We start from the raw sequence: 24,545 nt of genomic DNA on the forward strand, positions 1-24,545 counted from the left end.
GGCCCCGCGCACCGCCCCTCGACAACGTCCCCCTCCCGCACCGCACCTCCCTCGCGACAGGAGGCACACCGTGCACCACCGTCCCCTGGCCCGCAGATCCCTGCTGGCCGGCGCCGCGTCGCTGGGCGCCGCGACCGCCCTGCCGCCCCGGCCCGCCACCGCGGCACCCCTCCCCCGGGCCGCCGCCGACCGCCGACACCGCTACGAGCCGACACCGGAGTCGCTCGCCCAACACCGCACCGCCGCCTGGTTCCGGCGCGACAAATTCGGCATCTTCGTTCACTGGGGCGTCTACGCCGTACCGCACTGGGGCGACGACGACTGGAGCTCCGAGTGGTACCTCTACGCGATGAACGCCGCCGCCAAGGGCGGTGTGTACGAGCGGCACCGCCGCGTCCACGGCGCCGGCTTCCCCTATGACGCCTTCATCCCGCGCTTCACCGCCGAGCGCTACGACCCACGGTCCTGGGTCCGGCTCTTCGAACAGGCCGGCGCCCGCTACTTCGTCCTCACCGCCAAGCACCACGACGGCTTCCAGCTCTTCCCCAACACCGCCTCCGACCGCCACTCGGTGGCCCTGGGACCGCACCGCGATCTGGTCGGCGACCTCTTCCGGGCGGCGCGCGGGACGCGGCTGCGGCGCGGCCTGTACTACTCGCTGGGCGAGTTCTACCACCCCGCGCTGGGGACGCCGCCGGTCAACCCGTACACCCGCGAGCCCGTCCCGTACACGGGCTACCGGCCGGTCGACGACTACGTCCGGCAGTACGCGCACGTCCATCTGCGCACCCTCGTCGACCGCTACGACCCGGACCTGCTCTGGGCCGACGGCCAGGGCAGCCATGACTTCGCCGGCGGCGCGGGGCACATCTTCCGGCCGGCGCGCTGGGACTGGCGCGGTGACGAGATCCTGGCCCACTACTACGACCACGCCGAACTGCGGCCGCGCCCCAAGGAGGTGGTGGTCAACGACCGGTTCACCGCCTCACACGCCGACTACGCCGTGGTGGAGGGCGACAAACCGTCCTATCCGCTGCGGCCCGACCCCTGGGAGGCATGTCTGGCCATGAGCCGGTCCTGGGGCTATATGGATCCGACGTACCGGATCAAGCCGGCGGTACAGCTGGTGCGGCTGCTGGTCGACATCGTGGCGAAGAACGGCAATCTGCTGCTCAACATCGGCCCCCGGCCGGACGGCACCATCCCCGGCTGGCAGCGTGAGCGGCTGCTGGCGATCGGGGCCTGGCTGGCGGTCAACGGCCGCGCCGTGTACGGATCGAGGCCGTGGCACCGGGCCGAGGACGGTGCCGTGCGCTACACGGTGGGCGAGGACGGCGCGTTCCACATCATTCCGCTCAGCCGGCCGTCCGGCCGCCTCTCGCTCCCCGCCGATCTGCCGCTGCGCGACGGCGACCGGATCCGGCTGCTGGGCCATCCCGGCGGACCGCTCGACTGGCGCCGTACGGCGGACGGCTGCGAGATCACGCTGCCCACCGGCGGGCCGCCCGGCCCCGGCGGCCCGGAGTTCCCGGTCGTCCTGCGCGCCGTACGGGGAGCGGCCCGATGAGGCGGCAGGGCGGGCTGCGCCGTCCGGCCGCCCGGGTGCTGCTGCCCGTGCTGGGGCTGGTCCTGACGGCGCTTCCGCTGCCGGGGGCGACCGCGGCGCCACGGCCGACGGTCCCGGCGCGGGCGGCGGTACCGTCCGGTGCCGTCCCGGCCGCCGCGCACACCACCGCGCGCCCGCCGCACCACTGGGTGGGCGGCTGGGCCACCGCCCTGACCCCGCCCGGCAGCAGCGGCCTGTCCGCCACCGGCTTCGCCGACCGGACCGTCCGGATGGTCGTCCATCTCGCGGCCGGCGGCGACCGGATCCGGCTGCGCCTGTCCAACGCGTACGGCACCCGTCCGCTGGACCTGGGCGCGGTGACCGTCGCCCGGCGGTCCGCGGGCGCGGCCACCGTGCCCGGTACCCGGCGCACGGTGACCTTCGGCGGGCAACGCTCGGCCGCCGTACCGGTGGGTGCGGAGGCGGTCAGCGATCCCATCCCGCTGCGCGTCGCCGCGGACCGCGATCTGGTGGTGAGCGTCCATCTGCCGACGCCGACCGGCCCCGCCACCTGGCACGGCTGGGCCAAGCAGACCAACTACCTCTCCACACCGGGCGACCACACCGGGGACGAGGACGGCTCGGCCTTCCCCGAAGAAGCCACGTCCTGGTTCTTCCTCCACGGGGTGGACGTGTCCGCCACCGTCGCGGCGCACACGGTCGTGGCCTTCGGCGACTCCATCACCGAGGGCGGCGCCATCCCCGACGACGTCAACCTCCGCTGGCCCGACATCCTGGCCCGACGGCTGGCCGACGGCGCGCGGCCCGGCCAGGGGCTCTCCGTCGTCAATGCCGGAATCGGCGGCAACCGGCTGCTGAGCGACGCCGGGACCGCGGTCGAGGGCCGGATCAACCTCGGGGTCAACGCCGAGGCCCGCTTCGCCCGCGATGTGCTCGACCGGCCCGCCGTATCGGCCGCGATCGTGCTGCTGGGCACCAACGACCTGGGGTCGGGCAGCGGCGTGCATCCCGGCTCCGGACTGACCTCCGGTGAACTGATCGCGGGGCTCGCCTCGTTGGCGGGCCGGGCACACGCCGCGGGGATCGCGCTGCACACCGGCACCATCACCCCGAACGCCAAACTCACCCCCGCCGCCGAGCGCATCCGGGTCACGGTCAACCGGTGGATCCGTACCGGGCACGCCTTCGACAGTGTCATCGACTTCGACGCGGCACTGCGCGACCCGGCCGCGCCGCAGCGCCTGCTGCCCGGCTACGACAGCGGTGACGGGGTGCACCCGAACGTCGCCGGTATGCGGACGATGGCGCAGGCGGTGGATCTGTCGGCGCTGGGCCGCCCGCCGGTGACCCGCTGAGCGGTGCCGTGGCACGCTCCGGGCCCCTGCCGGGCCGGTCCGCGCACCGGGGAAGACCGGGTCCGGCGCCGCTGTCGGCACCGGTGCGGTCCGTCTCTGTCCCTGTCTCTGTCCCTGTCCCTGTCCGCAGCGTGCCCGGATCGAAGATCTACGGCACCACGGCCCCGGACAACTCCGCGCACCGGCTGCGCAAGGACTGGCTCCGTGAACGCCACGTCGGCGATCCGGCTCGGCGAGGGCGCCGACAACCGCCTGTACGCATGCGCCGAGTGGCGCCACGACTCCCGCACCGCGCGCCGACAGATGACCGACGCCCGGTATGCGGCCGCCCTCCGTAAGCGGGTCGCCGGGGGCGATCGGTTCGACCCGCTTGACTTCGGCGATTTCGTTCAGCGGCGGGTTCGGGCTGACGTTGTCGGGACGCGCCTCGATCTGTGGCAGCAGCTCCTGCGGGAGGTGTGGGACGCGTCGTGCGGTTCTGCGTGGCCGTTCACCAGCTGATTCCGGCCGCCACCGGCAGGTGGTCGCTGCCGGTGGCCGGGAGCACCCACGAGCTGTCCGGCGTCACGCCGCGGACCAGGATCTGGTCGATCCTCGCCACCGGGAACTTCGCCGGCCAGGTGAAGCCGAAGCCGTTCCCGGCCGCATCCTGGGCCGACCGCATCCGTGAGGTGATGTCGGCGAACGCCCGGTCGTCCGTGGTGCCGTTCAGGTCGCCGAGCAGCACCACCCGCCTGCTCGGGTCGGCTGCGACGGCCTTGCCGAGCGCCTGCACGCCTATGTCCCGCGAGGCCGTCCAGAAGCCCGCCCGGGGATTCACCCGTACCGACCCCAGATGGGCCACATACACCGTCAGCGCCCCGTGGTCCGTGGCCACTGTGGTGCGCAGCGCCCGGTTCGAGGTCATCTTCTTGTCGACCGGCTTGGTGGTCGCCAGCGGCCCGTAGTCCACGACGTCGATCGGCTGGGTGTCCGACAGCGGCAGCTTGCTCCACAGCCCGACCGTGCCCTGCACCGTGTGGTAGGGGTACGCCATCGCCAGCTCCTTCTCGTACCGGCCCGTGGCCTGCGGGGTCAGCTCCACCAGGGCCAGCACGTCCGCGCCGGAGGCGGCCAGCTTGCGGGCGGTGCCGGCCGGGTCGCGGTTGTCGGCATCGACGTTCTGCTCGGCCACGGTGAGGTCGCTGCCCTTGTGGGACTTGTCGCCGAGCAGCCCGCCGAAGAGGTTCAGCCACACCATGACCGGCAGCAGCAGCGCGACCACCGCGGAGGCGGAGCGGCGCCACAGAGCCCCGGCCAGCAGCAGCGGGACGAACAGGCCGAACCACGGCAGGAAGGTCTCCACCAAGCTGCCGAAATTCCCGGACCCGTTCGGGATCTCGGCGTGCAGCAGCATGAGCAGCCCGAGCAGCAGCGCCAGTGCCGCGAGCACCAGGCCGCGCTTCCAGGGCCCCGGCCCGGAGACGGCGCGGATCACCCGGCGGATGCGCGCGCACCAGGTCCCGGCGCCGGTCTCGCGGCGGCCGGTGCCGCCTTGCCCGGTCTCCGCCGTGTCTGCCTGCGTCGCCTGTCCTCGCTCACCGCCGGTCACTGCTGCGTCCTCGGGGCCTGGGCGGGGTTGGCCGACCCACTCGGGCCGCCGTCGTCCATCGTCGCCTTTGGGCGCAGTTCGTTCATGCCACCAGTCCACGCAGCATGGTGTTGTCGGCACGTATGGGGTTTTCGATACGCCGACGATATGTGCCGGCTCGTACCATCAAGGGCATGCGCGTCTTGGTCGTCGAGGACGAACCCTTTCTGGCAGAAGCCATCCGCGACGGCCTGCGCCTGGAAGCGATCGCGGCCGACATCGCAGGTGACGGCGACAGCGCTCTGGAACTGCTGTGCATCAACTCCTACGACATCGCCATCCTCGACCGCGACATCCCCGGACCGTCCGGTGACGAGATCGCCGAACGCATCGTCGCCTCCGGCAGCGGCATGCCGATCCTCATGCTCACCGCGGCCGACCGTCTCGACGACAAGGCATCCGGGTTCGCGCTCGGTGCCGACGACTACCTCACCAAACCTTTCGCACTCCAGGAACTCGCGCTCAGGCTCAGGGCACTCGACCGCAGGCGCGCCCACCACAGACCACCCGTGCGAGAGATCGCGGGCCTGCGTCTGGACCCGTTCCGCCGCGAGGTCTACCGGGACGGCCGCTATGTCGCGCTCACCCGGAAACAGTTCGCCGTGCTCGAAGTCCTCGTCGCCGCCGAAGGCGGTGTCGTCAGCGCCGAAGAGCTCCTGGAACGCGCGTGGGACGAGAACGCCAACCCGTTCACCAACGCCGTGCGCATCACCGTATCGGCACTGCGCAAGCGTCTCGGCGAACCCTGGATCATCGCCACGGTGCCAGGCGTCGGCTACTGCATCGACACACGACCGGAGGGCGACCACGAGGGAGGCGAGCGTGGATAGAGCACCCGGGTTGAGCGTTCGCCTCAAACTCACCTTCAGCTACGCCGGGTTCCTCATGGTGGCCGGCGCGCTGCTGCTCGCGGCGGTGTGGGCGTTCCTCCTGCGTTACGTCCCCGAGCGTGCGCTCATCGTCCCCGGCTCCACCGGCACCTCCACCAACGGCGTCTTTCCCGTCCGGTCCAACCTCCTGCACGTTTTCGCTCCGAGGGCAGCCGCGGTGCTGGCGCTCCTGCTGGCGTTCGGCCTCGTGGGGGGATGGCTCCTCGCCGGCCGTATGCTCGCTCCCCTGACCAGCATCACGGACGCCACTCGCCTGGCCACCTCCGGATCGCTCGCTCACCGGATCCGGCTACCGGGCCGCAAAGACGAGTTCCGCGAACTCGCCGACGCATTCGACGCGATGCTGGCACGGCTCGAAGCACACGTCGCCGAACAGCGGAGATTCACGGCCAACGCCTCCCACGAGTTGCGCACCCCGCTGGCGATCTCGAAGGCACTGCTCGATGTGGCCCGCACCGATCCGAACCACGACGTCGGCGAAGTCATCGACCGCCTCCACGCCGTCAACGCCCGAGCGATCGACCTTACCGAGGCATTGCTCCTGCTCAGCCGCGCCGAGCAGCGGTCCTTCACCCGGGAGCCCGTCGACCTGTCCCTCATGGCGGAAGAAGCCACCGAAACGCTCCTGCCCCTCGCGGAAGAGCATGGCGTCACCATCGAGACCCGCGGCGACATCACCCCCACGATCGGATCGCCCGCGCTCCTCCTGCAACTGACCACGAACCTCGTGCAGAACGCGATCGTGCACAATCTGCCTCAACACGGCATCGTGTGGGTGAATACCAGCCTCCGCCCCACCGGTGTGGTACTGACGGTCGAGAACACCGGCGAGCCGCTCACCCCGCGGCTGGTCTCCACGCTCACCGAACCGTTCCAGCGTGGCACCGAGCGCATCCGCACCGACCACGCAGGCGTCGGCCTCGGGCTGGCGATCGTCAAGACCATCACCCAGGCACACGACGGAACGCTCACCCTCACCCCGCGCTCCGCCGGCGGGCTCCGCGTCACCGTGGAACTACCCGCGACGGACCCGCGCTCCGACAGGTGATGCGGGAGTGCCCGCTTGGCAGTGAGGTGTTCGCTGTCCTGCCGTTGAGCTGGGCGCCTCGGGGCCAGGGGGCTGTACACAGCAGCCCTCAGCGTGGCGTGCCGTTCTCTCATCCTGCGTCCACGGCCTGTACGCGGACGCCGCGGCGCGCAGCAGCTCGTTGGCGCCCTCGGCACGGCCATGGACCTGAGGTGTTCGACGCGGCGGTCGCCGACACGTACCACACTGGAACGCGGACCGTGCCGGCAGGCTGCCGACCCTGGGATGCGAACCGCACCCGACCCATGTCGCCACCGCCCGAGCCCGCCTCACCGAATCCTGGCCAGCGTGATCGGGGACTGTAGCGGAGTTAGTACACCTGACCGGCGTACGCACCACGTCAGGGCGGGAATGACTCCAAGTGACAGTCAATGGTGTGTCCGGACACCCGAGTTGGAGGCAATCAGATGGCTGACAGGGTCAGTGGCGTAGTCCGGTGGTACAACCAAGCCCGGGGCGTCGGGTACATCGACGGGGACGACGACCTCGAAGTGAGGGTGGACCGCCGGTCCATCGAGCACGGAACCTTTGTCGTCGAGGGCTTGCGGGTGACCTACGTGCCCGTGGAAGACGAGAACGGCTGGCACGCGGAACACCTGACCATCGTCAGGCACTCCCCGGGAGCCGCCCACCACGAGTAGCCCGCACGTCCCACGACATCCGGGGGTGAGCGGACATTCCCGTTCACCCCGCAACGGTGGAGGAGCTGTCGGCCGGAGTCCGGGGCTGGTACGCCGATGCCGAGAGGCGGCTGCTCGACAGCAGCACGCGCCAACTCGTCGCGGGCTATGAGGCACCCGGCTGGGCCACCACCGAACTCGCCGACACCCAGCCGCTGCGCCGTACCGCACAACAGATCGTCGACGCCCTCGGCACGGCCATGGGACTTGAGGTCCACGACGCGGTCACCGAGGCATACAACGTAAGCTCCCGCGCCGGGCCGGCTGAACTCGGCGCGCTGCACGGTGCGGACGCCCGCCGGATCGCCGAGAGCACACCGAACGCCCGCGCGGTCGATCGTCTCGCGCATGAGGCCGTCGAGCGCGTCACCGCCACGCGGAATCCTGAGGGGCGTGGCCGATGGGTACCGGCAGACGACCGCCAAGTGTCCGGCACTCCGTTGCCGGGTGTGGAGAAGCGCCGGCAGGCGACGCAAGCCGCCATGCAGCGGTTCGCCGGCCGCGGACGGAGAACGTTCGTCGACCGGTCCGGCCGTTCCTGGTCCATGACGTCGTACGCCGGGATGGCGGTGCGCACGGCCGTCGGACGGGCCGCGGTCGAGGCACCCGGCGACCGCCCGCGCGCCGCCGGGATATCCCTGGTGATCGCGTCCAACGCCCCGCACGGGTGCCCGCTCGGCAAGCCGTATGAGGGCAAGGTGCCGGCCCTCGACGGGCCCGGCGGCGCCCGCACGATCGAGGCCGAGCCCGCCGCCGAGGATGGCCGTACGGTCCGCGTACAGGTACCGGATCCCTCGGCGAAGCGCGCCGGAACGGGTTCCCACATCCCCACTGCCGGCACAGCACCAGCGTCTGCCTGCCCGAACATTCCACAGCCCCCGAGGGCTACGGCCACGCAGCGGCAGCGCGCCATCGAAAGGCCGCCACCGAGCAGGGCGCCCGCGCCGACCGGCTGCTGAACCCGCGGTCGTTCCTCGGGGCACGGTGGCCGAGCTCGGCCCCGCTGACGCCAGGCTCGGCCCCGCTGACGCCAAGTTCGGCGAACAGCTCAAGACTGCCGTCCGGGCCGCCGACGGGGGACGGCCACCGGGCGGCCGGTCCGTGTCCGGGAGGGCGGACCGGCCGTACGGCACCACACCGGCCGGCACAGCGGTCCCAGCAGTCCCAGCGGCCCGAACGTCACTCTTCCGGGCGTTCTAGACTGTCCAAACCACCCGAAAGCGTGAGGTGCGCCCTGAAACCGCATGGCGAATGTGGCCGCGACCCGAATGGGCGTGGCCACGTCGCCGCCGAGGAGAAGCGGGACCGATGCCGCAGCCCCCCTACGCCCCCGATTCCACCGTCCCGCACGGGCACCCCGACGCCACCGCCGAGCTGGCGGAACGGACCGCGCAGAGTCTGCGCGATCTGGCCGGCGGCCCGATCTCCCGGCTTCCGCAGCTCCTGGAGGCGATGGTCGCGGTCGGCTCCGATCTGAACCTGCGCGGTGTGCTGGACCGCATCACGGAGACCGCCGCCTCCCTCACCGGCGCGCGGTACGCCGCCGTCGGCGTCCTCAACGAGGACGGCGACGGGCTCTCCGACCTGATCAGCTACGGCGTGTCCACCGCGGACAAGGAGCTGATCGGGCGTATCCCGGACGGCCACAGCGGCATCCTCGGCGCCCTGCTGCACGGCGCGGACGCGGTCCGGATCGCCGATGTGCGGGACGATCCGCGGACCTCCGGCCGGCTGCCCAAGGGGCATCCGCCCATCCGGTCCTTCCTCGGCGTCCCCATTCAGGTGCAGGGCGAGATCTTCGGCAACCTCTACCTCGCGGAGAAGCCGACCGGCAAGGAGTTCAGCGCCGAGGACCTCCACCTGGTGCGGGTGCTGGCCACCGAGGCCGGTATCGCCATGGGCAATGCCCGGATGCACTCCGCCGCCCGGCAGCGGCGGCGCTGGATCGACGGCGCCGCGTCCGTCACCACGGCGCTGCTGGCCGGCCCGGAGACCTGTTCGACGACCGAGAACGCGCTGACGGTCGTGGCGGAGAAGGGCCGGGAGCTGGCCGAGGCGGCGACCGGCGCGGTGCTGCTGCCGCATGCCGAGGGCGGTATGGAGATCGTGGCGGTCTCCACCGAGCTGCCCGAAGCCGTCCGCGACGAGGCGCACCACGGCACGATCCCGGCGCAGAGCCCGGTGGTGCAGCAGATCCGCGCGGGGCTCACCGCCTTCTCCGACGACTTCGCCGCGGACCCCCGCTCGATCTCCCCGATCGCCCGCTACTACGGCCCGACGATGCTGCTCCCGCTGCGCAGCAACGGGCGGGTACTGGGCGCCCTGGCGCTCTGCCGGCTCTCCGGCGACCGGCGCTTCAGCCATACCGAGCGGACCCTGGCGACGCAGTTCGCGTCCCAGGCCGCACTGGCGCTGGTGCTCGCCGACACCCACCGCGACCGCGAACGGCTGGCGGTCTTCGAGGACCGTGACCGGATCGCCCGCGATCTGCACGACCTGGTCATCCAGCGGCTCTTCGCGACCGGGATGATGCTGGAGAGCACGGCGCGCAGGGCCGTGACGCCGGAGGTCCGGGAGGGCGTCGACCGGGCGGTGGACGAGCTGGACGCGACGATCCAGGAGATCAGGACGGCGATCATCGCGCTCCAGCAGGGGCCCTCGGAGGCACCGCCCGGACTCCGTACCCGCGTCCTCCAGCAGGCGGGCGCGGCGACCCCGGCGCTCGGTACCCGCCCGTCGGTGCAGTTCGTGGGCCCGGTGGACGCGCGGGTGGGCGAGCCGAGCGGCCACGAGCTGGTGGCGGCGCTGGGTGAGGCGCTGGCGGACCTGGCCACGGCGGCGCCGGCGGCGGTCCCGGCCCGGGTCGAGGTTCTCGTGGACGCCACCGCCACCCTGCCCGACGGCCGGGCGGGCGTCCGGCTGACGGTGTCGTGTGCGGCGGCCGGGGCGGAACCCGGCGGCGAGGGACCCGGGGCGTCGGATGCACCCGGGGCACACCTGGTCTGGGAACGGCCCCTGTAGCCGTGGGGCGGGCCCGCCCGTCACGTACCGATGAGGTGCAGCCCCGCCCAGAGGCCGGTCGTGGACAGCACCAGCGTCGCCGGCACGGTCAGCAGGCCGAGGCGGGTGAAGGACGACAGGTCGGGGGCGCTGCCGTGGTCGTGCAGGATGCGCCGCCACAGGAGCGTGGCCAGTGAACCGACGTAGCTGAGGTTCGGGCCGATGTTCACCCCGATCAGCACCGCGAGGACCGGGCCCGCGCCGGACTGCGCCGCCACGGGCAGCAGTGCGAGGACCGCGGGCAGGTTGTTGATCAGGTTCGCGAGGAGCGCGGCGCACCCGGCGAGTGCGAGCAGGGCGGGCAGCGACGGGCCGGCGGGGAGGAAGTGGGCCACGGCGTCGCCCACGCCGTTGTCGACGACGGCCTCGACCACGATGCCCAGGGCCGGTACGAAGACGCAGAACAGCGGGTTCGCCGCCGAGACGAGCTGTGCCGGGGTGGTCTCCTTACGGCGCAGCGCACGGACCGCGAGGACCAGGGCGCCGCCCAGCGCGGCCCATGCCGGGTTCACCCCGGCGAAGGAGGTCACCACGAACCCGGCGAGGGTGAGGGCGAGGACCACGAGCGCGAAGACCGGGAGCGGGGGCGCGGGCGGCGGAGCGACCGGTGCCGTGCCGCCCTCCCGTATTCGCTCCCCCGTCCCCTCCGGTGTGCCGGGGTCCGGTATGAGGTCGCGGGCGAAGAAGCGGCGGAAGACGAGGTACTCGACGGCGACCGCGAGCGCCCAGGGCAGCGCCATCAGCGCCGCGAACCGGGTGAAGGAGAGTCCGGCGGCGCCCAGCGCCAGCAGGTTGGTGAGGTTGGAGACCGGCAGCAGCAGCGAGGCGGAGTTCGCCAGGTGGGCGCAGGCGTACAGATGTGGCCGGGCGGGGGCGCCCGCGCGCGCCGCGGTGGCCAGGATCACGGGTGTCAGCAGCACCACCGTCGCGTCCAGGCTGAGCACCGCGGTCACCGCCGCCGCGAGCGCGAACACGCCCGCGAGCAGGCGGTCCGGCCGGCCGGTGCACACCCTGGCCAGCGCCGCGCCCGCCGCCTCGAACAGGCCCTCGCGCGCGCAGAGGTGCGCCAGCGCCAGCACCGCGGCGAGAAAGCCGACGACCGGCAGCAGGCGGTGCACCTGGGACCATGCGGCGGCCGGTGCCACCGCGCCGGTCAGGACGAGGACCGCCGCCGCGGGGACCGCCGCCACCGCCTCGGGCGCGCCGCGCGGCCGCCGTACGGCGAAGGCCAGCACACCCAGCAACAGCAGGAGGGAGAGGATCTCGGCGACGGAACGGCTCACAGCCGAAAAACTACCGGCCTGTCCGCGCACCATGACATCGGCCCCTTTAGGCTTCCTTCATCCCTTTTATGGAGCACTTCATGCGAAGCGCCGCACGTGCGCGACGTGCCCCGAGAGCCCGAAGAACCGGCAGTGAGGAATGCGACCGGCCATGTCCACACCGGCAGCGAACACCCCCGACATCACCCTGCACACCCTGGAGAACCACCATCTGCCGGCCGTCCTCGCACTGGGCTCCCGGGTTTACGACACCGACGCCAAGCCGTACACCGGCTGGTCGCTGACCGCCGTCGCCACGCATCTGGACGCCTCCGTGTCCGCGTGCCGGGTCGCCATGGCGGGCGAGCGGCTGGCCGGATTCGTCCTCGGGTCGATGACCTTCGAGCAGCGCGAGGACTGGGGGTACCTGGAGTGGATCGCGGTCGATCCGGAGTTCCAGGGGCGCGGGGTGGCCGGCCGACTGGTGCAGGAGTGCTGCGCGGTGCTGACCGAGGCGGGTGCGTCGTCGGTGGTCACCGATGTCGAGGTGAGCAACACCGCGTCGGCGACGCTGATGCGCCGCAACGGTTTCACCGAGGGCGTCACCGTCACCCTGTTCGTCCGGCCGGGCACCGGCACGCCGGCGGCGGGCGGCGGCATCTCGCTGCGGCACTTCGCCCGTACCGGCCGCCCCCGCCCGACGCACCGGGACGGCCGCTGACGGCAGCCCCTGCCGGCGTCCATGGGCGGCAGGCGTACGGGCCGGCGGGCGCCCGGCGGCCCGTACGGCCTTACCCGGGTGGGTGAGCCGAGGGCATTCCCTTGACCTCAATATTGGTTGAGGTCATAGGTTCCTGTCAGATCGCCGGACAGTCACGGCGATCCCCGCCGACGAGGCCCTGGAGAGCACGATGGACATGGAAGTCACCGCCTGGCATTCGCTGCACAGCTCGCTGACCGCGCAGCAGGACCGGCGGCCGTTCTCCCGCCGGACGCTGCGCCGGATCGCGGCCTTCGCCCGCCCGCACCGCCGTCAGCTGCTCTGCTTCCTGGCCCTGAGCACGGTGACCGCGATGCTCGCGGTGGCGACCCCGCTGCTCGCGGGCCGGGTGGTCGACGCGATCGTGCACCACGATTCGGCCGGCCTCGTCCTGGGCCTGTCCGGGCTGATCGCCGCCATCGCGGTCGCGGAGGCCGGTCTGGGCCTGCTGACCCGCTGGCTGTCGGCGAGCATCGGCGAGGGCCTGATCCTGGACCTGCGCACCACCGTCTACGACCATGTGCAGCGGATGCCCGTCGCGTTCTTCACCCGGACCCGCACGGGCGCCCTGGTCAGCCGCCTCAACAACGATGTGATCGGCGCCCAGCGTGCCTTCAGCGACACCCTGTCCGGGGTCGTCAGCAATATCGTGACGCTGCTGCTCACCCTCGTGGTGATGCTCAGTCTGTCCTGGCAGATCACCCTGATCGCGCTGGTACTGCTGCCGGTGTTCGTCCTGCCCGCCCGCCGCGTCGGCCGGCGGCTGGCGGCGCTGCGGCGCGAGGGCGCCGACCACAACGCCGCGATGGGCACCCAGATGACCGAACGGTTCTCCGCGCCGGGCGCCACCCTCGTCAAGCTGATGGGCCGCCCCGCCCGCGAGTCCGCCGAGTTCGCCGCCCGCGCCCGGCGGGTGCGCGACATCGGGGTCCGCTCGGCGATGGTGCAGACGTACTTCGTCACCGCGCTCACCCTGGTCTCCGCCCTGGCACTGGCCGTGGTCTACGGGCTGGGCGGCTTCCTGGCGCTGCGCGGATCGCTCGACGCGGGCTCGATCGTCTCGCTCGCCCTGCTGCTCACCCGGCTCTACGCCCCGCTGACCGCCCTGTCCGGCGCGCATATCGAGGTGATGAGCGCACTGGTCAGCTTCGAGCGGGTCTTCGAGGTGCTGGACCTCAAGCCGCTGATCGCCGAGAAGCCGGACGCCCGCGCGGTGCCCGACGGCCCGGTGTCGGTCGAGTTCGACTCCGTACACTTCGGCTACCCGTCCGCCGACAAGGTCTCCCTCGCCTCCCTGGAGGAGGTCGCCACCCTCGACACCCGGGGCGGCGCCGAGGTGCTGCACGACATCTCGTTCCACGTGAAACCAGGCCAGATGGTCGCCCTGGTCGGCTCCTCGGGCGCCGGCAAGTCGACGATCGCGCAGTTGCTGCCGCGGCTGTACGACACGGACTCCGGGGCGGTCCGGCTGGCCGGGACGGACGTCCGCGAGCTGACCGCCGCCTCGCTCCGCGACACCCTGGGCATGGTCACCCAGGACGGGCACCTCTTCCACGACTCGATCCGCGAGAACCTGCTGCTGGCCAAGCCGGAGGCGGACGACCAGGAGCTGTGGCACGCGCTGGGCCGCGCCCGGCTGGCGGAGCTGGTCAACTCACTGCCCGACGGTCTGGAGACCGTCGTCGGCGAGCGCGGCTACCGCCTGTCCGGCGGCGAACGGCAGCGGCTGACCATCGCCCGGCTGCTGCTGGCGCACCCCCGGGTGGTGATCCTGGACGAGGCCACCGCACACCTGGACAACACCTCGGAGGCGGCGGTGCAGGAGGCCCTCACCGAGGCACTGGAGGGCAGGACCTCGGTGGTGATCGCCCATCGGCTGTCGACCGTACGGGCCGCCGATCTGATCCTCGTCGTCGAGGCCGGCCAGATCGTGGAGCGCGGCACGCACGAGTCGCTGCTGACGGCCGGGGGGCGGTACGCGGAGCTGTACCGCACGCAGTTCGCCCCGGCGGCCGGACAGGGCGCGACGGTGCCGGCGCACTGATCCCGTGTCCGCGGGTCCCCGCCCCTTGGCGGGGACCCGCGCATGCCGAAAACTGAGGTGATGACGCAGCGCGCGGAACACACGACTGTCATGGACCGCCTCGCTATCGACGATCTGATCACCGACTACGCCATCGCCGTGGACGACGGCGACTGGCCCGGCTACCGGGCCCTGTTCACCGGCGACGGCCGCGCCGACTACCGCTCCGCGGGCGGCATCGAGGGCAGCGCCGGGGAGATCGCGGCCTGGCTGCGCACCGCGCTGCGGCGGTTCGCCGTCCGCCAGCATCTGATCGTCAACCGCCGCATCCGCGTCGCCTCGCGCGACGGCGCCCCCGGCGACACGGCCACCGTCCGGGCCGACTACCTCAACCCGATGCGGCCGGCCGGTCCGGCGGCGGGGCCCGGTGATGACCCCGCTGACCCGGCCGGACCCACCGGTCCGCACTGCACCTTCGCCGGGCGCTACGACTTCGCCGCCCGCCGCACCCCGGAGGGCTGGCGGCTGACCGGGGTGGTCGTCCAGGAGAAGTGGCGGCAGGTACCGTCCGCCACCGGGTGACCGGCCCACCGCGCCGGGCCGCCGCCGCGCCCCGGTGGAGCAGTCGGCCCAACCCCCTTCCGCCGACCGGCCCGGCCTCGCACACCGGCCGTCCGGCCAACGGAAACTGGACAGCGAGCAGCGGCAACCGGCAGGAGGGAAGACGGTATGCGCGGACCGTTCGGCCACTGGGCACGCCTGCTGGACTCCCCCTGGTCACGGGGACCGGCCGCGGCGCTGGCCGGTGCGCTGCCCGTACTCACCTTTCCCGCGCCGTCCTGGTGGTGGCTGGCGTACGGCGCGCTCGTCCCGTGGCTGCTGCTGGTGCGCTCGGCGCCGACGAACCGGCGGGCGGCGCTGGACGGCTGGCTGGGCGGTACCGGCTTCATGCTGGCGGTCCACCACTGGCTGCTGCCGAGCCTGCACGTCTTCATCCTGGTGCTGGCCCTGCTGCTCGGTGCGCTGTGGGCACCGTGGGGGCTGCTGGTGCGCGCACTGCTGGGCGGTGCGCCCGGTGCGGGGCGCCTCGCCGCCGCGCTGGTGCTGGTGCCGTCCGGCTGGCTGATGGTCGAACTGGTCCGGTCCTGGCAGTACTTGGGCGGCCCGTGGGGGCTGCTGGGCGCCAGTCAGTGGCAGGTGCCGCCCGCCCTGCGGCTGGCCTCGATCGGCGGGGTGTGGCTGCTGAGCCTGCTGATCGTGGCGGTGAACACCGCGCTGACCGAGCTGATCGTCCGTCCCGCGGTGCGGCGGCCGGCCGTCGGCGGACTGCTGGTGTGCGCCGTGGCCGCCACCGCCGTCTGGTTCTGGGCGCCGGTCCCCCGGCCCGCGGGCACGGTGCGGATGGCGGTGGTCCAGCCCGGCGTCATCGACGGCCCGGCGGCCCGGCTGGCCCGCGGCGAGGCGCTGACCCGCACCCTGGCGGGCCGCGGGGTGCGGCTCGTCGTCTGGGGCGAGAGCAGCCTCGGCCAGGATCCCGCGGAGCATCCGGCCCTCGCCGCCCGTCTCGCCGCGCTGTCCCGTGAGACGGGCGCGGAGCTGCTGGTCAACGCCGACGCACCGGCCAGGCACGGGGCGGGCATCTACAAGACCGCGGTGCTGATCGGCCCGCACGGGCCGACCGGTGACCGCTACGCCAAGATGCGGCTGGTGCCCTTCGGCGAGTACGTCCCGTTCCGCTCCGTGCTGGGCTGGGCGACCCGGGTGGGCAAGGCCGCCCAGGTCGACCGCAGGCGCGGCACCCATCAGGTGCTGATGCCGATCGCCTCGGCCGGCGGACTGCGCATCGGCCCGCTGATCTGTTTCGAGACGGCGTTCCCGGACATGAGCCGCCGGCTGGCGCAGGACGGGGCGCAGGTGCTGGTCGCCCAGTCCTCGACCTCGACGTTCCAGCACAGCTGGGCGCCGGCCCAGCACGCCTCACTGGCCGCGCTGCGGGCCGCGGAGACCTGGCGGCCGATGGTGCACGCCACCCTCACCGGGATCAGCGCGGCGTACGGCCCGCGGGGCGAACCGGTCGGCGGCCGGCTCGGTACCAGCAGCAGCGCGACGGCCGTCTACGATCTGCCGCTGGCCGAGGGCACCAGCCCGTACACCCGGTTCGGCGACTGGCCGGTGTACGGCGCGGCGGCGGCCCTCGCCGCGTACGTCGGATGGGCGGGGCTGCGGGCGGTCAGCCGGTCTGCGCGAGCGCGTCGGTGACCACGCGTTCGCACAGTTCGTGGGTGCGCAGCGCGTCCCGGGCGGACGGCTGCTCGCCGGCCCGGACGCTGTCCAGGAACGCGAGCACGATCTGCTCGATGCCGCGCTGGCGGGCGACCGGCACCCAGTCGCCGCGGCGGCGCAGGGTCGGCTGCCCCTGGTGGTCGATGACGTCGGCGAGGTTGACGATCTGGCGCCTGGTGTCCTGGCCGGAGACGTCGAGGATCTCCTCCGTGGAGCCGCTGACGCGGTTCATGGTGCCGATGGCGGTGAAGCCGTCGCCGGAGAGCTGGAGCACGACATGCTGCATCAGCCCGTCGCGGACCCTGGCGCGTACGTCGATGTGCTCGATCTCGCCGGGGGCCAGGAAGCGGAGCGTGTCCACGACATGGATGAAGTCGTCCAGCACCAGGGTGCGGGGGTCCTCGGGGAGGCCGACGCGGTTCTTCTGCATGAGGATCAGTTCGCGGGCGTGGTCCAGGCACTGGGCGTAGCCGGGCGCGAAGCGGCGGTTGAAGCCGACGGTCAGCCCCACGCCGCGGTCCTCGGCGAGCCGCACGATGCGCGCGCTCTCCGCGAGCTGGTAGGAGAGCGGTTTGTCGACGTAGGTGGGCACGCCGGACTCGATGAGCCGGGTCACGATCTCGGGGTGCACGGCGGTCGGCGCGTGCACGAAGGCCGCGTCCAGGCCCGCGGAGAGCAGGGAGTCCAGGTCGGTGTGGCGCTGCCGGGCGGCCAGCCGGTGGGCGTCGCCGACCTGGTGGAGGGTGGCCGGGGTGCGGGTCTGGAGATGCAGCTCCACACCGGGCTGTGCGCCCAGCACGGGGAGATACGCCTTCCGGGCGATGTCGCCGAGTCCGATGCAACCGACCTTCACCTGTGCTCCTCGCGTTGTGCCGCGGTCCGGGTGCCCCGCGTGCCGGAAGCATACGTGGCGGCCGGCGGACGCCAGTCGGCGATGCCGTCCAGGGTGCGCAGGGCGAGATCGGGTGTGCGGCGGGCGCACGTGGCCAGCACGGCGGTGCGCAGCGCGCAGGCCGGCCGGGACCGCCAGGTGGTGAACCGGCCGATCCGCTCGGCCCGGCGCACCACCTCCATGGTGCGCGGCAGCCGCTGCCGGGTGTAGGCGGCGAGCGCGGCGGCCGGATCGGCGCCCGGCGCGGCCTCGTGGGCGAGGACGACGGCGTCCTCGATGGCCTGGCACCCGCCCTGGCCGAGGTTGGGGGTCATGGGGTGGACGGCGTCGCCGAGCAGCGCGACCCGGCCCCGGTGGAAGGCGGGCGGCGGGGCGGCCGCGGTGTACACGTCGTTGCGGAGCACGGCTGCCGGGCCGGCGGCGGCGAGGAGGGCGGGGACGGGATGGTGCCAGTGGCCGAAGCGGCGCAGCAGTTCGGCCCGTTCGTCATCGGCGGCCCGCCCGCCCGGCGGTACGGCCGCGGTGGCGTACGCGTAGACGCGTCCGTCGTGCAGCGGCAGGGAGCCCCACAGGCCGCCCCGGCCCCAGGTCTCGTGCGCCACGAACGGGCGGTCGGGCGCGGGGACGACCAGGCGCCAGGTGGTGAATCCGGCGTAGCGGGGTCCGGGGTGGCCGGGGAAGAGCGTGCGGCGGGCGGCGGAGTGGATACCGTCGGCGGCCACGACGAGGTCCGCGGACAGTTCCTCGCCGTCCGCGAGCCGCACCCGCGCCGGCCGGCCGGCCGCGCCCGTTTCCCCCCTGTCGACGAGTTCGGCCGCGGCGGCGGTGCGGACGGCGCCCGCGGGCAGCCGGGCGGCGAGGAGGCCGACGAGTTCGGCGCGGTGCACGACGAGGACCGGGCCGCCGAAGCGCCGGACGGCCGCGGCGTCGTCCGTACGGGCCAGTCGGCGGCCGCCGGGGAGGCGGATTTCGCCGGCGGCCTGCCGGGCGGCCCGCGCCCGGACGGCGTCGCCGACGCCGATGGTGTCCAGGGCGCGCTGGGCGTTGGGGGCGAGGCCGATGCCCGCGCCGACCGGCTCCAGCGCGGCGGCGCGCTCCAGGACGGTGACCGCCCAGCCGCGGCGCTCCAGTGCCACCGCCGCGGTGAGCCCGCCGATGCCGCCGCCGATCACGATCGCCGTCCGGTGCCGCATACCGCCACCCGCCCCTCTGTCAACTACACCTGTAGTCACACATTACTACACCCGTAGTTGACGCGTTAGGCTCCCTGCCATGAACGCCCGCAACGCCCCCCGCCATGAGCTGATCGCCGATACGGCCCTGACCCTGCTCGCCGAGCGCGGGATGCGCGGGCTGACCCACCGGGCCGTCGATGAGGCGGCCGGACTGCCGCAGGGCTCCACCTCGAACCTCGCGCGCACCCGCGCGGCCCTGCTGGAGAGCGCGGTACGGCGACTGGCCGAGCGCGAGGCCGCGGTGCTCGCCCCGCACGCGGTGCCAGGCGCCGCGGGCGCCGGCACGGCCGCGGTCGCCGACGCGCTCGCGCGGGCCCTGCACCGCTATCTGTCCGGGCACCGCCAACTCCTCGTCGCCCGTTACGAGCTCGCGCTGGAGGCCACCCGCCGCCCCGAACTGCGGGCGGTCTACGACCGGGCCGGCCGGCGCTTCCGGGAGCCGGTGGCCGCGATGCTGTCGGCGGCCGGCTCCGCCGAGCCCGAGCGCCATGCGCTCAGCCTGGTCGCCTGGTGCGACGGGGTGCTGTTCTCCTGCACCGCGGGCCAGTTCCACGCCGCGCTCCCCACCCGTGACGCGCTCCGCACCTCCTGCGCGGAACTGCTCGACGGCATGCTCGGCCGCTGACCCGTGGCCGGCGGCCTGCCCCGGCGGCGTGCCCGCGCCGCCGTCGGTGAACGAACGCCGGCCGGGCGGCGCGCCGCCCGGCCAGGGCGTCCCGTCCACGACGCGACGGTCACCCCTGCGGGGCCTTCCCAAAGACATATACGGCCGGAAAAGTTGCGGAGGTGCACAGATTGCCCACATTCACGGTCCTGGCGGTGATCGTCGCGGCGACCGCCACCGGCTGTATGACCGTTGCCACTCCGCCGGCCGTCGAGGCCACGCCCCGTCCCGCACCGCCCGCCCCTTCCGTGGAGCCGCTGGGTCCCGCCGCCCGGTCCCCCGGCGGCGACCGGGCCACCGCGGCGCCCCCACCGTCGCCGGGCCACGACCGCACCGATCCGGGATCTTCCCGGCCGGACGGCGACGGGCCGCGCCGGAGGTCCGGCGCCCCGGGCACCGGACCGGGCGGCCGCCCGGCACCGGCCGGACACGGTCACCGGGATCCTGGCCCGGCGCACCACCGCGACCCGCTCCGCATCCCGCGCATCGGGGGCCTGCCCGCCGGCTCGTCCGGTACGGATGTCTGCGCACTGGGCCGGGCGTTCGGGCACTGGCGGCAGGGCAGTGCGCAGCAGCGGCTCTGCGGCGCGTTCTACGACGACTGACCCGCGGCCCCGTCGATCCGCAGCGCCAGCCGGTCGATCGCCTCGCTGAACCCCCGGCGGTCCGCGTCATCGGCGAGGGCGTTGACCGACGCCCGTGCCCGCAGCAGCTGGGCGCGGGCCTCGGCCGGCCGGCCGAGTGCGGCGTAGTCGGCCGCGAGGCTGAGATGCAGGGCGGGGAAGAACGCGCGCAGGGCGACGACGGGGTGGCGGCGGCCCGGACCGTCGGCGGCGCGCGCTTCCCCGAGGGGCCCGGCGGTGCTCTCGGCCCGCTCCGTGACGAAGCCCTCGGCCACCTCCAAGGCCCTGAGGTCCCAGTCGAGTTCGTCCCTGGGGTCGTCCTGGGTGTCGGCCAGGTAGTGGGCGAGGGTGCAGCGGTGGAGGGCGTCTCCCCGGGGCCCGATCTCGTCCCACAGCCGCACGAGGCGGTTGCGCGCCTCCTCCCGGTCGCCGGCGCGGTGCAGCATGATCGCCTGGGCTATCCGGGTCGGGACACCGCCCTCGGGCGCGTCCGCCCGCTGTGTCTCCGCCATCGCGTGTGCACCGCCTTCGCTCGCCGCCCCCGCTGCTCTCCCCGACGCTAACCGCCGGGGAGGGCCACCGCGCGCCGTGCGCGACGCGCGGGACCGCATGGCTCAGCCGAGGTCCGGGATGCGCCAGTCGATCGGGGTGTGCCCCTGCGCGGCGACCGCCGCGTTGATCTGGGTGAAGGGGCGGGATCCGAAGAACTTCTTCGCGGACAGCGGGGAGGGGTGCGCGCCCTGCACCACGACATGCCGCTCCTCGTCGATCAGCGGCAGCTTCTTCTTGGCGTAGTTCCCCCACAGCACGAAGACCGCCGGGTCGGGCCGGGCGGCCACCGCGCGGATCACCGCGTCGGTGACCTTCTCCCACCCCTTGCCCTTGTGCGAATTGGCCTCGCCCTCGCGGACCGTCAGCACGGCGTTCAGCAGCAGCACGCCCTGGCGGGCCCAGGGCATCAGATAGCCGTTGTCCGGGACCGGCAGGCCCAGCTCGTCGTTCATCTCCTTGTAGATGTTCCGCAGCGACGGCGGCGTCCGGACGCCGGGCCGCACCGAGAAGCACAGACCGTGCCCCTGGCCCGCGCCGTGGTAGGGGTCCTGGCCGAGGATCAGCACCTTCACCTGGTCGTAGGGTGTCGCCTCCAGCGCCGCGAAGACCTCCTCACGGGGCGGGTAGACCGGGCCCCGGGCCCGCTCCTGCTCGACGAAGTCGACCAGCTCCTTGGCATAGGGCTTCGCCAGCTCCTCGCCGAGGACCCCGCGCCAGGACTCGGGCAGCATGTCGGCCATCACGTCAACAACCTCCGGTGTACGTTCCGTTCTCGTTCTCAGAACCTACCGGCGACCACTGACAATGCCGTCCGCGGGCCGGGAGCGCGGCACCGGAGGGGCGGGCTCCCGGCCCGTGCCGGACGGCGGGACCGGACCGGACGGGCCGGCGTCGGCCCCGCCGTCCGGCACGGTGGTCAGACGCCGGCGTTGAGGGACAGCCCGCCGTCGACGACCAGCGTCTGGCCGGTGATCCAGCCCGCGCCGTCGGACAGCAGGAAGACCGCGGCCCCCCCGATGTCCTCCGGGACGCCGAGCCGCGCCATGGGGTAGCCGGCCGCCGCCTCCTCCTCACGGTTCTCGAAGAGCGCGGCGGCGAACCTGGTCTTCACCACGGCGGGGGCGATGGCGTTGACCCGCACCACCGGCGCGAACTCATGGGCCAGCTGAAGCGACAGGTTGACCATCGCGGCCTTGCTCATGCCGTACGCGCCGACGAAGGGCGAGGCGTTGAGGCCGGCGACGGAGGCGATGTTGACGATCGCGCCGCCGTTCTCCTTCTGCCAGGCGTGCCAGGTGCGCTGCGCGAAGCCGAGCGCCGAGATCACGTTGGTCTCGTAGACCTTGCGCGCGACATTGAGGTCGAGATCGGCGAGCGGGCCGAACACCGGGTTCGTACCGGCGTTGTTCACGAGGTAGTCGACGCGGCCGAACTCCTCCATCGCGCGCTGGACGGCGACCGCCTGGTGGGCCTCGTCGTGCGCCTTGCCCGCGACACCGATCACCCGGTCCGCGCCGAGCCGGTCGACGGCCTCCTTGAGGGCGTCCTCGTTGCGGCCGGTGATGCAGACCCGGTCGCCGCGCGCGACCAGCGCCTGGGCGATGCCGTAGCCGATGCCCCGGCTGGCGCCCGTGACCAGCGCCGCCTTGCCGGAGGGGGCGGGGAGCGCGCTGTGCTGCTCGGTCATGTCGTGTACTCCTGGGGTCGGTGGGGCGGTCAGTTGAGCGGGCCGCCGGCGACGTACATGACCTGGCCGGAGACGAAACCGGCCGCCTCGCCGGTGAAGAAGGCGATGGCGTTGGCGATGTCCTCGGGGCGGCCGACGCGCTGCACCGGGATCTGGGTGGCGGCCGCGGCCTGGAACTCCTCGAAGCCCATGCCGACGCGTTCGGCGGTGGCGGCCGTCATATCGGTGACGATGAAGCCGGGGGCCACCGCGTTGGCGGTGACGCCGAACTTTCCGAGCTCGATGGCGAGGGTCTTGGTGAAGCCCTGGAGTCCGGCCTTGGCCGCCGCGTAGTTGGCCTGGCCGCGGTTGCCGAGCGCGGAGCTGGAGGAGAGGTTGACGATCCGCCCGAACTTGGCGTCCACCATGTGCTTCTGGCAGGCCCGCGACATCAGGAACGCGCCCCGCAGGTGCACGTTCATGACCGTGTCCCAGTCGGTGTCGCTCATCTTGAACAGCAGGTTGTCGCGGAGCACGCCCGCGTTGTTGACGAGTACGGTCGGCGCGCCGAGCTCGGCCGCGACCCGGGCGACCGCCGCCTCCACCTGCGCCGCGTCCGAGACGTCGCAGCCGACGGCGAGGGCCTTGCCGCCGGCCGCGGTGATCTTCTCGACGGTGTCCTCGCAGGCCGCCTCGTCAAGGTCGAGTACGGCGACGGCGCGTCCCTCGGCGGCCAGGCGGACGGCGGTGGCCGCGCCGATGCCACGGGCCGCGCCCGTCACGATGGCGACGCGCTGCTCGGTGGTGGACATGCGGGTTCTCCTCACCCTCGAAACCTCGACAAGCGGTCCGCCGCACCGGCCTCGCGGGTGAGCAACCGCTTAGTATCTTCAGCAGGGCTGACGCTAGAAGCCCGGCCACCGGCTGTCAACGCCCCTTCGCCGCACCCTCGCCCACCTCATCTGCGGCGCGAGCCCGGCCGCGGCGTGATCCCGTCACCCGGCCCGGCGCCGACGCCCCGGTACGTCCACCGGGCACCGCCGCCGGGCCGCTCACCCGCCGCGTCCGCCGCACCGGCCTCAGCGCACCAGCAGCTCCAGCAGCCGCTCGGCCTCGCCGGTGGGGTCGGCCGTCAGTCCGGTGTGCACCGGACCCGGCTGGACGATCGTGCTGCGCGGCGCGATCAGCCAGCGGAAGCGGCGCCCCGCGTCGTCCCCCGCCGCCTGCCCGGCCTGTTCGCCGCCGTGGCAGATGCCCTCGACGGCGCCGAGCGCGGCCCGTACGCCGCCGACGTCCACCGCGGGGTCCAGCGCCAGCAGCCGGGCCTCGTCCAGATACGTCCGGGCCTCGACGAAGCCCGTGGCGTGGCAGTACACGACCACGCCGGCATTGATCATCTCGCCGCGTTCGACGCGCGGCACGACCTTCAGCACCGCGTATTCGAAGACATCGCGCCCGTTGTGCAGACCGCTCATTTCACTGCCCTCCGCGGCGGCTTGCCCGCCAGCCACGCCGGCGCCTGCGAGGGCTTGTCCTTGCTGCGCTCCCCGAGGGCGATGTGGTCACCGATCGTCCGGGCGCGGGCCAGCAGCGTGGTCACGTACACCCGGCGCAACGCGTCCGGGGAGTCGAAGCCGGGCTCGTCGACCAGCCATTCGTCCGGGACATCGGCCGCGATCGCGGTCAGCAGCTCCTCGGTGATCCCCGGCGCGAACTCGGCGGCGGCCGCGGCGATGTCCGGGCCGAAACCGGCCAGCACATGGTCGGAGGCGTCGTAGGGCTTGGCGACGGCCTTCTCCGCGCTGGGCCAGTTGTGGTGCCAGATAATCGTGGCGCCGTGGTCGATCAGCCACAGTTCGCCGTGCCAGACCAGCAGGTTGGGGTTGCGCCAGGACCGGTCGACGTTGTTGATCAGCGCGTCGAACCACACCACACGGCCCGCCTCACGCGCCCCGACCTCGAACGCGAGCGGGTCGAAACCGAGCGACCCGGGGAGGTAGTCCATCCCCAGGTTCAGTCCGCCGCTGGCCCTCAGGAGCTGCTGCACCTCCTGGTCGGGCTCGCTCAGACCGATCACCGGGTCGAGCTGTATCCGGACCAGATCGGGCACCCGCAGGCCGAGCCGACGGCCCAGCTCCCCGCAGACGATCTCGGCGACCAGCGTCTTACGCCCCTGTCCCGCACCCGTGAACTTCATGACATATGTCCCGAGATCGTCGGCCTCGACGATTCCCGGGAGCGATCCGCCCTCACGCAAGGGCGTGACATAGCGGGTCGCTACGACCTCTTTCAGCATTTCCCAGACAGCCTGTCTCT

General features: G+C 73.2%; 24 protein-coding genes. 14 read left to right on the plus strand and 10 right to left on the minus strand.

Annotation, left to right across the window (positions count from 1 at the left end):
• Nucleotides 1-70: 70 nt before the first annotated feature.
• From ACLJWH_RS34300 to ACLJWH_RS34310, 3 genes are all read left to right on the plus strand, one after another.
• Nucleotides 71-1,567 (plus strand): alpha-L-fucosidase, encoded by a 1,497-nt coding sequence (locus ACLJWH_RS34300; RefSeq protein WP_411145697.1) that lies wholly within the window; start codon nt 71-73, stop codon nt 1,565-1,567.
• A complete protein-coding gene (locus ACLJWH_RS34305) occupies nt 1,564-2,922 on the plus strand; it encodes an SGNH/GDSL hydrolase family protein (RefSeq protein WP_411145698.1) in 1,359 nt (452 codons plus the stop codon). The genes ACLJWH_RS34300 and ACLJWH_RS34305 overlap by 4 nt, the downstream gene beginning before the upstream one ends.
• A 204-nt stretch (nt 2,923-3,126) precedes the next feature.
• Complete coding sequence (locus ACLJWH_RS34310) at nt 3,127-3,423, plus strand: hypothetical protein (RefSeq protein ID WP_411145699.1); 297 nt, start codon at nt 3,127-3,129, stop codon at nt 3,421-3,423.
• Here the strand turns inward: ACLJWH_RS34310 and ACLJWH_RS34315 are convergent.
• Nucleotides 3,413-4,399, minus strand: a complete 987-nt coding sequence (locus tag ACLJWH_RS34315) for an endonuclease/exonuclease/phosphatase family protein (protein WP_411145724.1) — start codon at nt 4,397-4,399, stop codon at nt 3,413-3,415. The genes ACLJWH_RS34310 and ACLJWH_RS34315 overlap by 11 nt on opposite strands.
• A gap of 287 nt (nt 4,400-4,686) precedes the next feature.
• Between ACLJWH_RS34315 and ACLJWH_RS34320 the strand changes: the two genes are divergently transcribed.
• The 5 genes from ACLJWH_RS34320 to ACLJWH_RS34340 all read left to right on the plus strand — a co-directional run bounded on the left by ACLJWH_RS34320 (nt 4,687) and on the right by ACLJWH_RS34340 (nt 10,230).
• Nucleotides 4,687-5,382 carry a response regulator transcription factor gene (locus ACLJWH_RS34320; protein ID WP_411145700.1) on the plus strand — a complete coding sequence of 232 codons (696 nt, stop codon included), beginning with the start codon at nt 4,687-4,689 and terminating at the stop codon, nt 5,380-5,382.
• On the plus strand, nt 5,375-6,490 hold the full coding sequence (locus ACLJWH_RS34325) for a sensor histidine kinase (protein ID WP_411145701.1): 1,116 nt from the start codon (nt 5,375-5,377) through the stop codon (nt 6,488-6,490). The genes ACLJWH_RS34320 and ACLJWH_RS34325 overlap by 8 nt, the downstream gene beginning before the upstream one ends.
• Before the next feature lie 446 nt (nt 6,491-6,936).
• Entirely contained in the window at nt 6,937-7,170 is a 234-nt protein-coding gene (locus ACLJWH_RS34330) for a cold-shock protein (protein WP_052854318.1), read from the plus strand.
• Between the two features lie 56 nt (nt 7,171-7,226).
• Nucleotides 7,227-8,168: a phage minor capsid protein gene (locus ACLJWH_RS34335; RefSeq protein ID WP_411145702.1), complete on the plus strand. Its 942-nt coding sequence runs from the start codon at nt 7,227-7,229 to the stop codon at nt 8,166-8,168.
• Nucleotides 8,169-8,517: 349 nt separating this feature from the next.
• Nucleotides 8,518-10,230 carry a GAF domain-containing protein gene (locus ACLJWH_RS34340; protein WP_411145703.1) on the plus strand — a complete coding sequence of 571 codons (1,713 nt, stop codon included), beginning with the start codon at nt 8,518-8,520 and terminating at the stop codon, nt 10,228-10,230.
• 20 nt (nt 10,231-10,250) lie between these two features.
• Here ACLJWH_RS34340 and ACLJWH_RS34345 read toward each other — a convergent pair whose 3' ends face one another.
• The gene (locus ACLJWH_RS34345; RefSeq protein ID WP_411145704.1) at nt 10,251-11,585 is read right to left on the minus strand and encodes an SLC13 family permease; all 1,335 of its coding nucleotides are present in this window, start codon (nt 11,583-11,585) and stop codon (nt 10,251-10,253) included.
• A gap of 118 nt (nt 11,586-11,703) precedes the next feature.
• On the opposite strand from ACLJWH_RS34345, the gene ACLJWH_RS34350 reads away from it, so the two are divergent.
• The 4 genes from ACLJWH_RS34350 to lnt all read left to right on the plus strand — a co-directional run bounded on the left by ACLJWH_RS34350 (nt 11,704) and on the right by lnt (nt 16,573).
• Complete coding sequence (locus ACLJWH_RS34350; protein WP_411145705.1) at nt 11,704-12,252, plus strand: GNAT family N-acetyltransferase; 549 nt, start codon at nt 11,704-11,706, stop codon at nt 12,250-12,252.
• 190 nt (nt 12,253-12,442) lie between these two features.
• Entirely contained in the window at nt 12,443-14,335 is a 1,893-nt protein-coding gene (locus ACLJWH_RS34355) for an ABC transporter ATP-binding protein (RefSeq protein WP_411145706.1), read from the plus strand.
• A 60-nt stretch (nt 14,336-14,395) separates the two neighbouring features.
• The gene (locus tag ACLJWH_RS34360) at nt 14,396-14,896 is read left to right on the plus strand and encodes a nuclear transport factor 2 family protein (RefSeq protein WP_411145707.1); all 501 of its coding nucleotides are present in this window, start codon (nt 14,396-14,398) and stop codon (nt 14,894-14,896) included.
• Between the two features lie 147 nt (nt 14,897-15,043).
• Entirely contained in the window at nt 15,044-16,573 is a 1,530-nt protein-coding gene (gene lnt, locus ACLJWH_RS34365) for an apolipoprotein N-acyltransferase (RefSeq protein WP_411145708.1), read from the plus strand.
• On the opposite strand, the gene ACLJWH_RS34370 is transcribed toward lnt, so the two are convergent.
• Nucleotides 16,545-17,450 (minus strand): Gfo/Idh/MocA family protein, encoded by a 906-nt coding sequence (locus ACLJWH_RS34370; RefSeq protein WP_411145709.1) that lies wholly within the window; start codon nt 17,448-17,450, stop codon nt 16,545-16,547. The two genes, lnt and ACLJWH_RS34370, sit on opposite strands and share 29 nt — an antisense overlap.
• Entirely contained in the window at nt 17,447-18,682 is a 1,236-nt protein-coding gene (locus ACLJWH_RS34375; RefSeq protein ID WP_411145710.1) for an FAD-dependent monooxygenase, read from the minus strand. The genes ACLJWH_RS34370 and ACLJWH_RS34375 overlap by 4 nt, the downstream gene beginning before the upstream one ends.
• Nucleotides 18,683-18,761: 79 nt before the next feature.
• Here ACLJWH_RS34375 and ACLJWH_RS34380 point away from each other — a divergent pair, with 79 nt between their 5' ends.
• Entirely contained in the window at nt 18,762-19,349 is a 588-nt protein-coding gene (locus ACLJWH_RS34380) for a TetR/AcrR family transcriptional regulator (RefSeq protein ID WP_411145711.1), read from the plus strand.
• Between the two features lie 170 nt (nt 19,350-19,519).
• A complete protein-coding gene (locus tag ACLJWH_RS34385) occupies nt 19,520-19,993 on the plus strand; it encodes a hypothetical protein (RefSeq protein WP_411145712.1) in 474 nt (157 codons plus the stop codon).
• Here ACLJWH_RS34385 and ACLJWH_RS34390 read toward each other — a convergent pair.
• From ACLJWH_RS34390 to ACLJWH_RS34415, 6 genes are all read right to left on the minus strand, one after another.
• Complete coding sequence (locus ACLJWH_RS34390) at nt 19,981-20,523, minus strand: hypothetical protein (RefSeq protein ID WP_411145713.1); 543 nt, start codon at nt 20,521-20,523, stop codon at nt 19,981-19,983. The genes ACLJWH_RS34385 and ACLJWH_RS34390 overlap by 13 nt on opposite strands.
• A 102-nt stretch (nt 20,524-20,625) precedes the next feature.
• Entirely contained in the window at nt 20,626-21,303 is a 678-nt protein-coding gene (locus tag ACLJWH_RS34395) for a uracil-DNA glycosylase (protein WP_411145714.1), read from the minus strand.
• Nucleotides 21,304-21,479: 176 nt separating this feature from the next.
• Nucleotides 21,480-22,250: an SDR family oxidoreductase gene (locus ACLJWH_RS34400; RefSeq protein WP_411145715.1), complete on the minus strand. Its 771-nt coding sequence runs from the start codon at nt 22,248-22,250 to the stop codon at nt 21,480-21,482.
• Nucleotides 22,251-22,279: 29 nt separating this feature from the next.
• Nucleotides 22,280-23,041, minus strand: a complete 762-nt coding sequence (fabG, locus tag ACLJWH_RS34405) for a 3-oxoacyl-ACP reductase FabG (protein WP_411145716.1) — start codon at nt 23,039-23,041, stop codon at nt 22,280-22,282.
• 267 nt (nt 23,042-23,308) lie between these two features.
• Nucleotides 23,309-23,704 carry a DUF3037 domain-containing protein gene (locus tag ACLJWH_RS34410; RefSeq protein ID WP_411145717.1) on the minus strand — a complete coding sequence of 132 codons (396 nt, stop codon included), beginning with the start codon at nt 23,702-23,704 and terminating at the stop codon, nt 23,309-23,311.
• On the minus strand, nt 23,701-24,525 hold the full coding sequence (locus tag ACLJWH_RS34415; protein WP_411145725.1) for a HipA family kinase: 825 nt from the start codon (nt 24,523-24,525) through the stop codon (nt 23,701-23,703). Before ACLJWH_RS34415 ends, ACLJWH_RS34410 begins: the two co-directional genes overlap by 4 nt.
• Nucleotides 24,526-24,545: the final 20 nt, after the last annotated feature.

The sequence above is a fragment of the Streptomyces sp. x-80 genome (genome assembly GCF_046549095.1).
Taxonomy (GTDB): Bacteria; Actinomycetota; Actinomycetes; order Streptomycetales; family Streptomycetaceae; genus Streptomyces; species Streptomyces celluloflavus.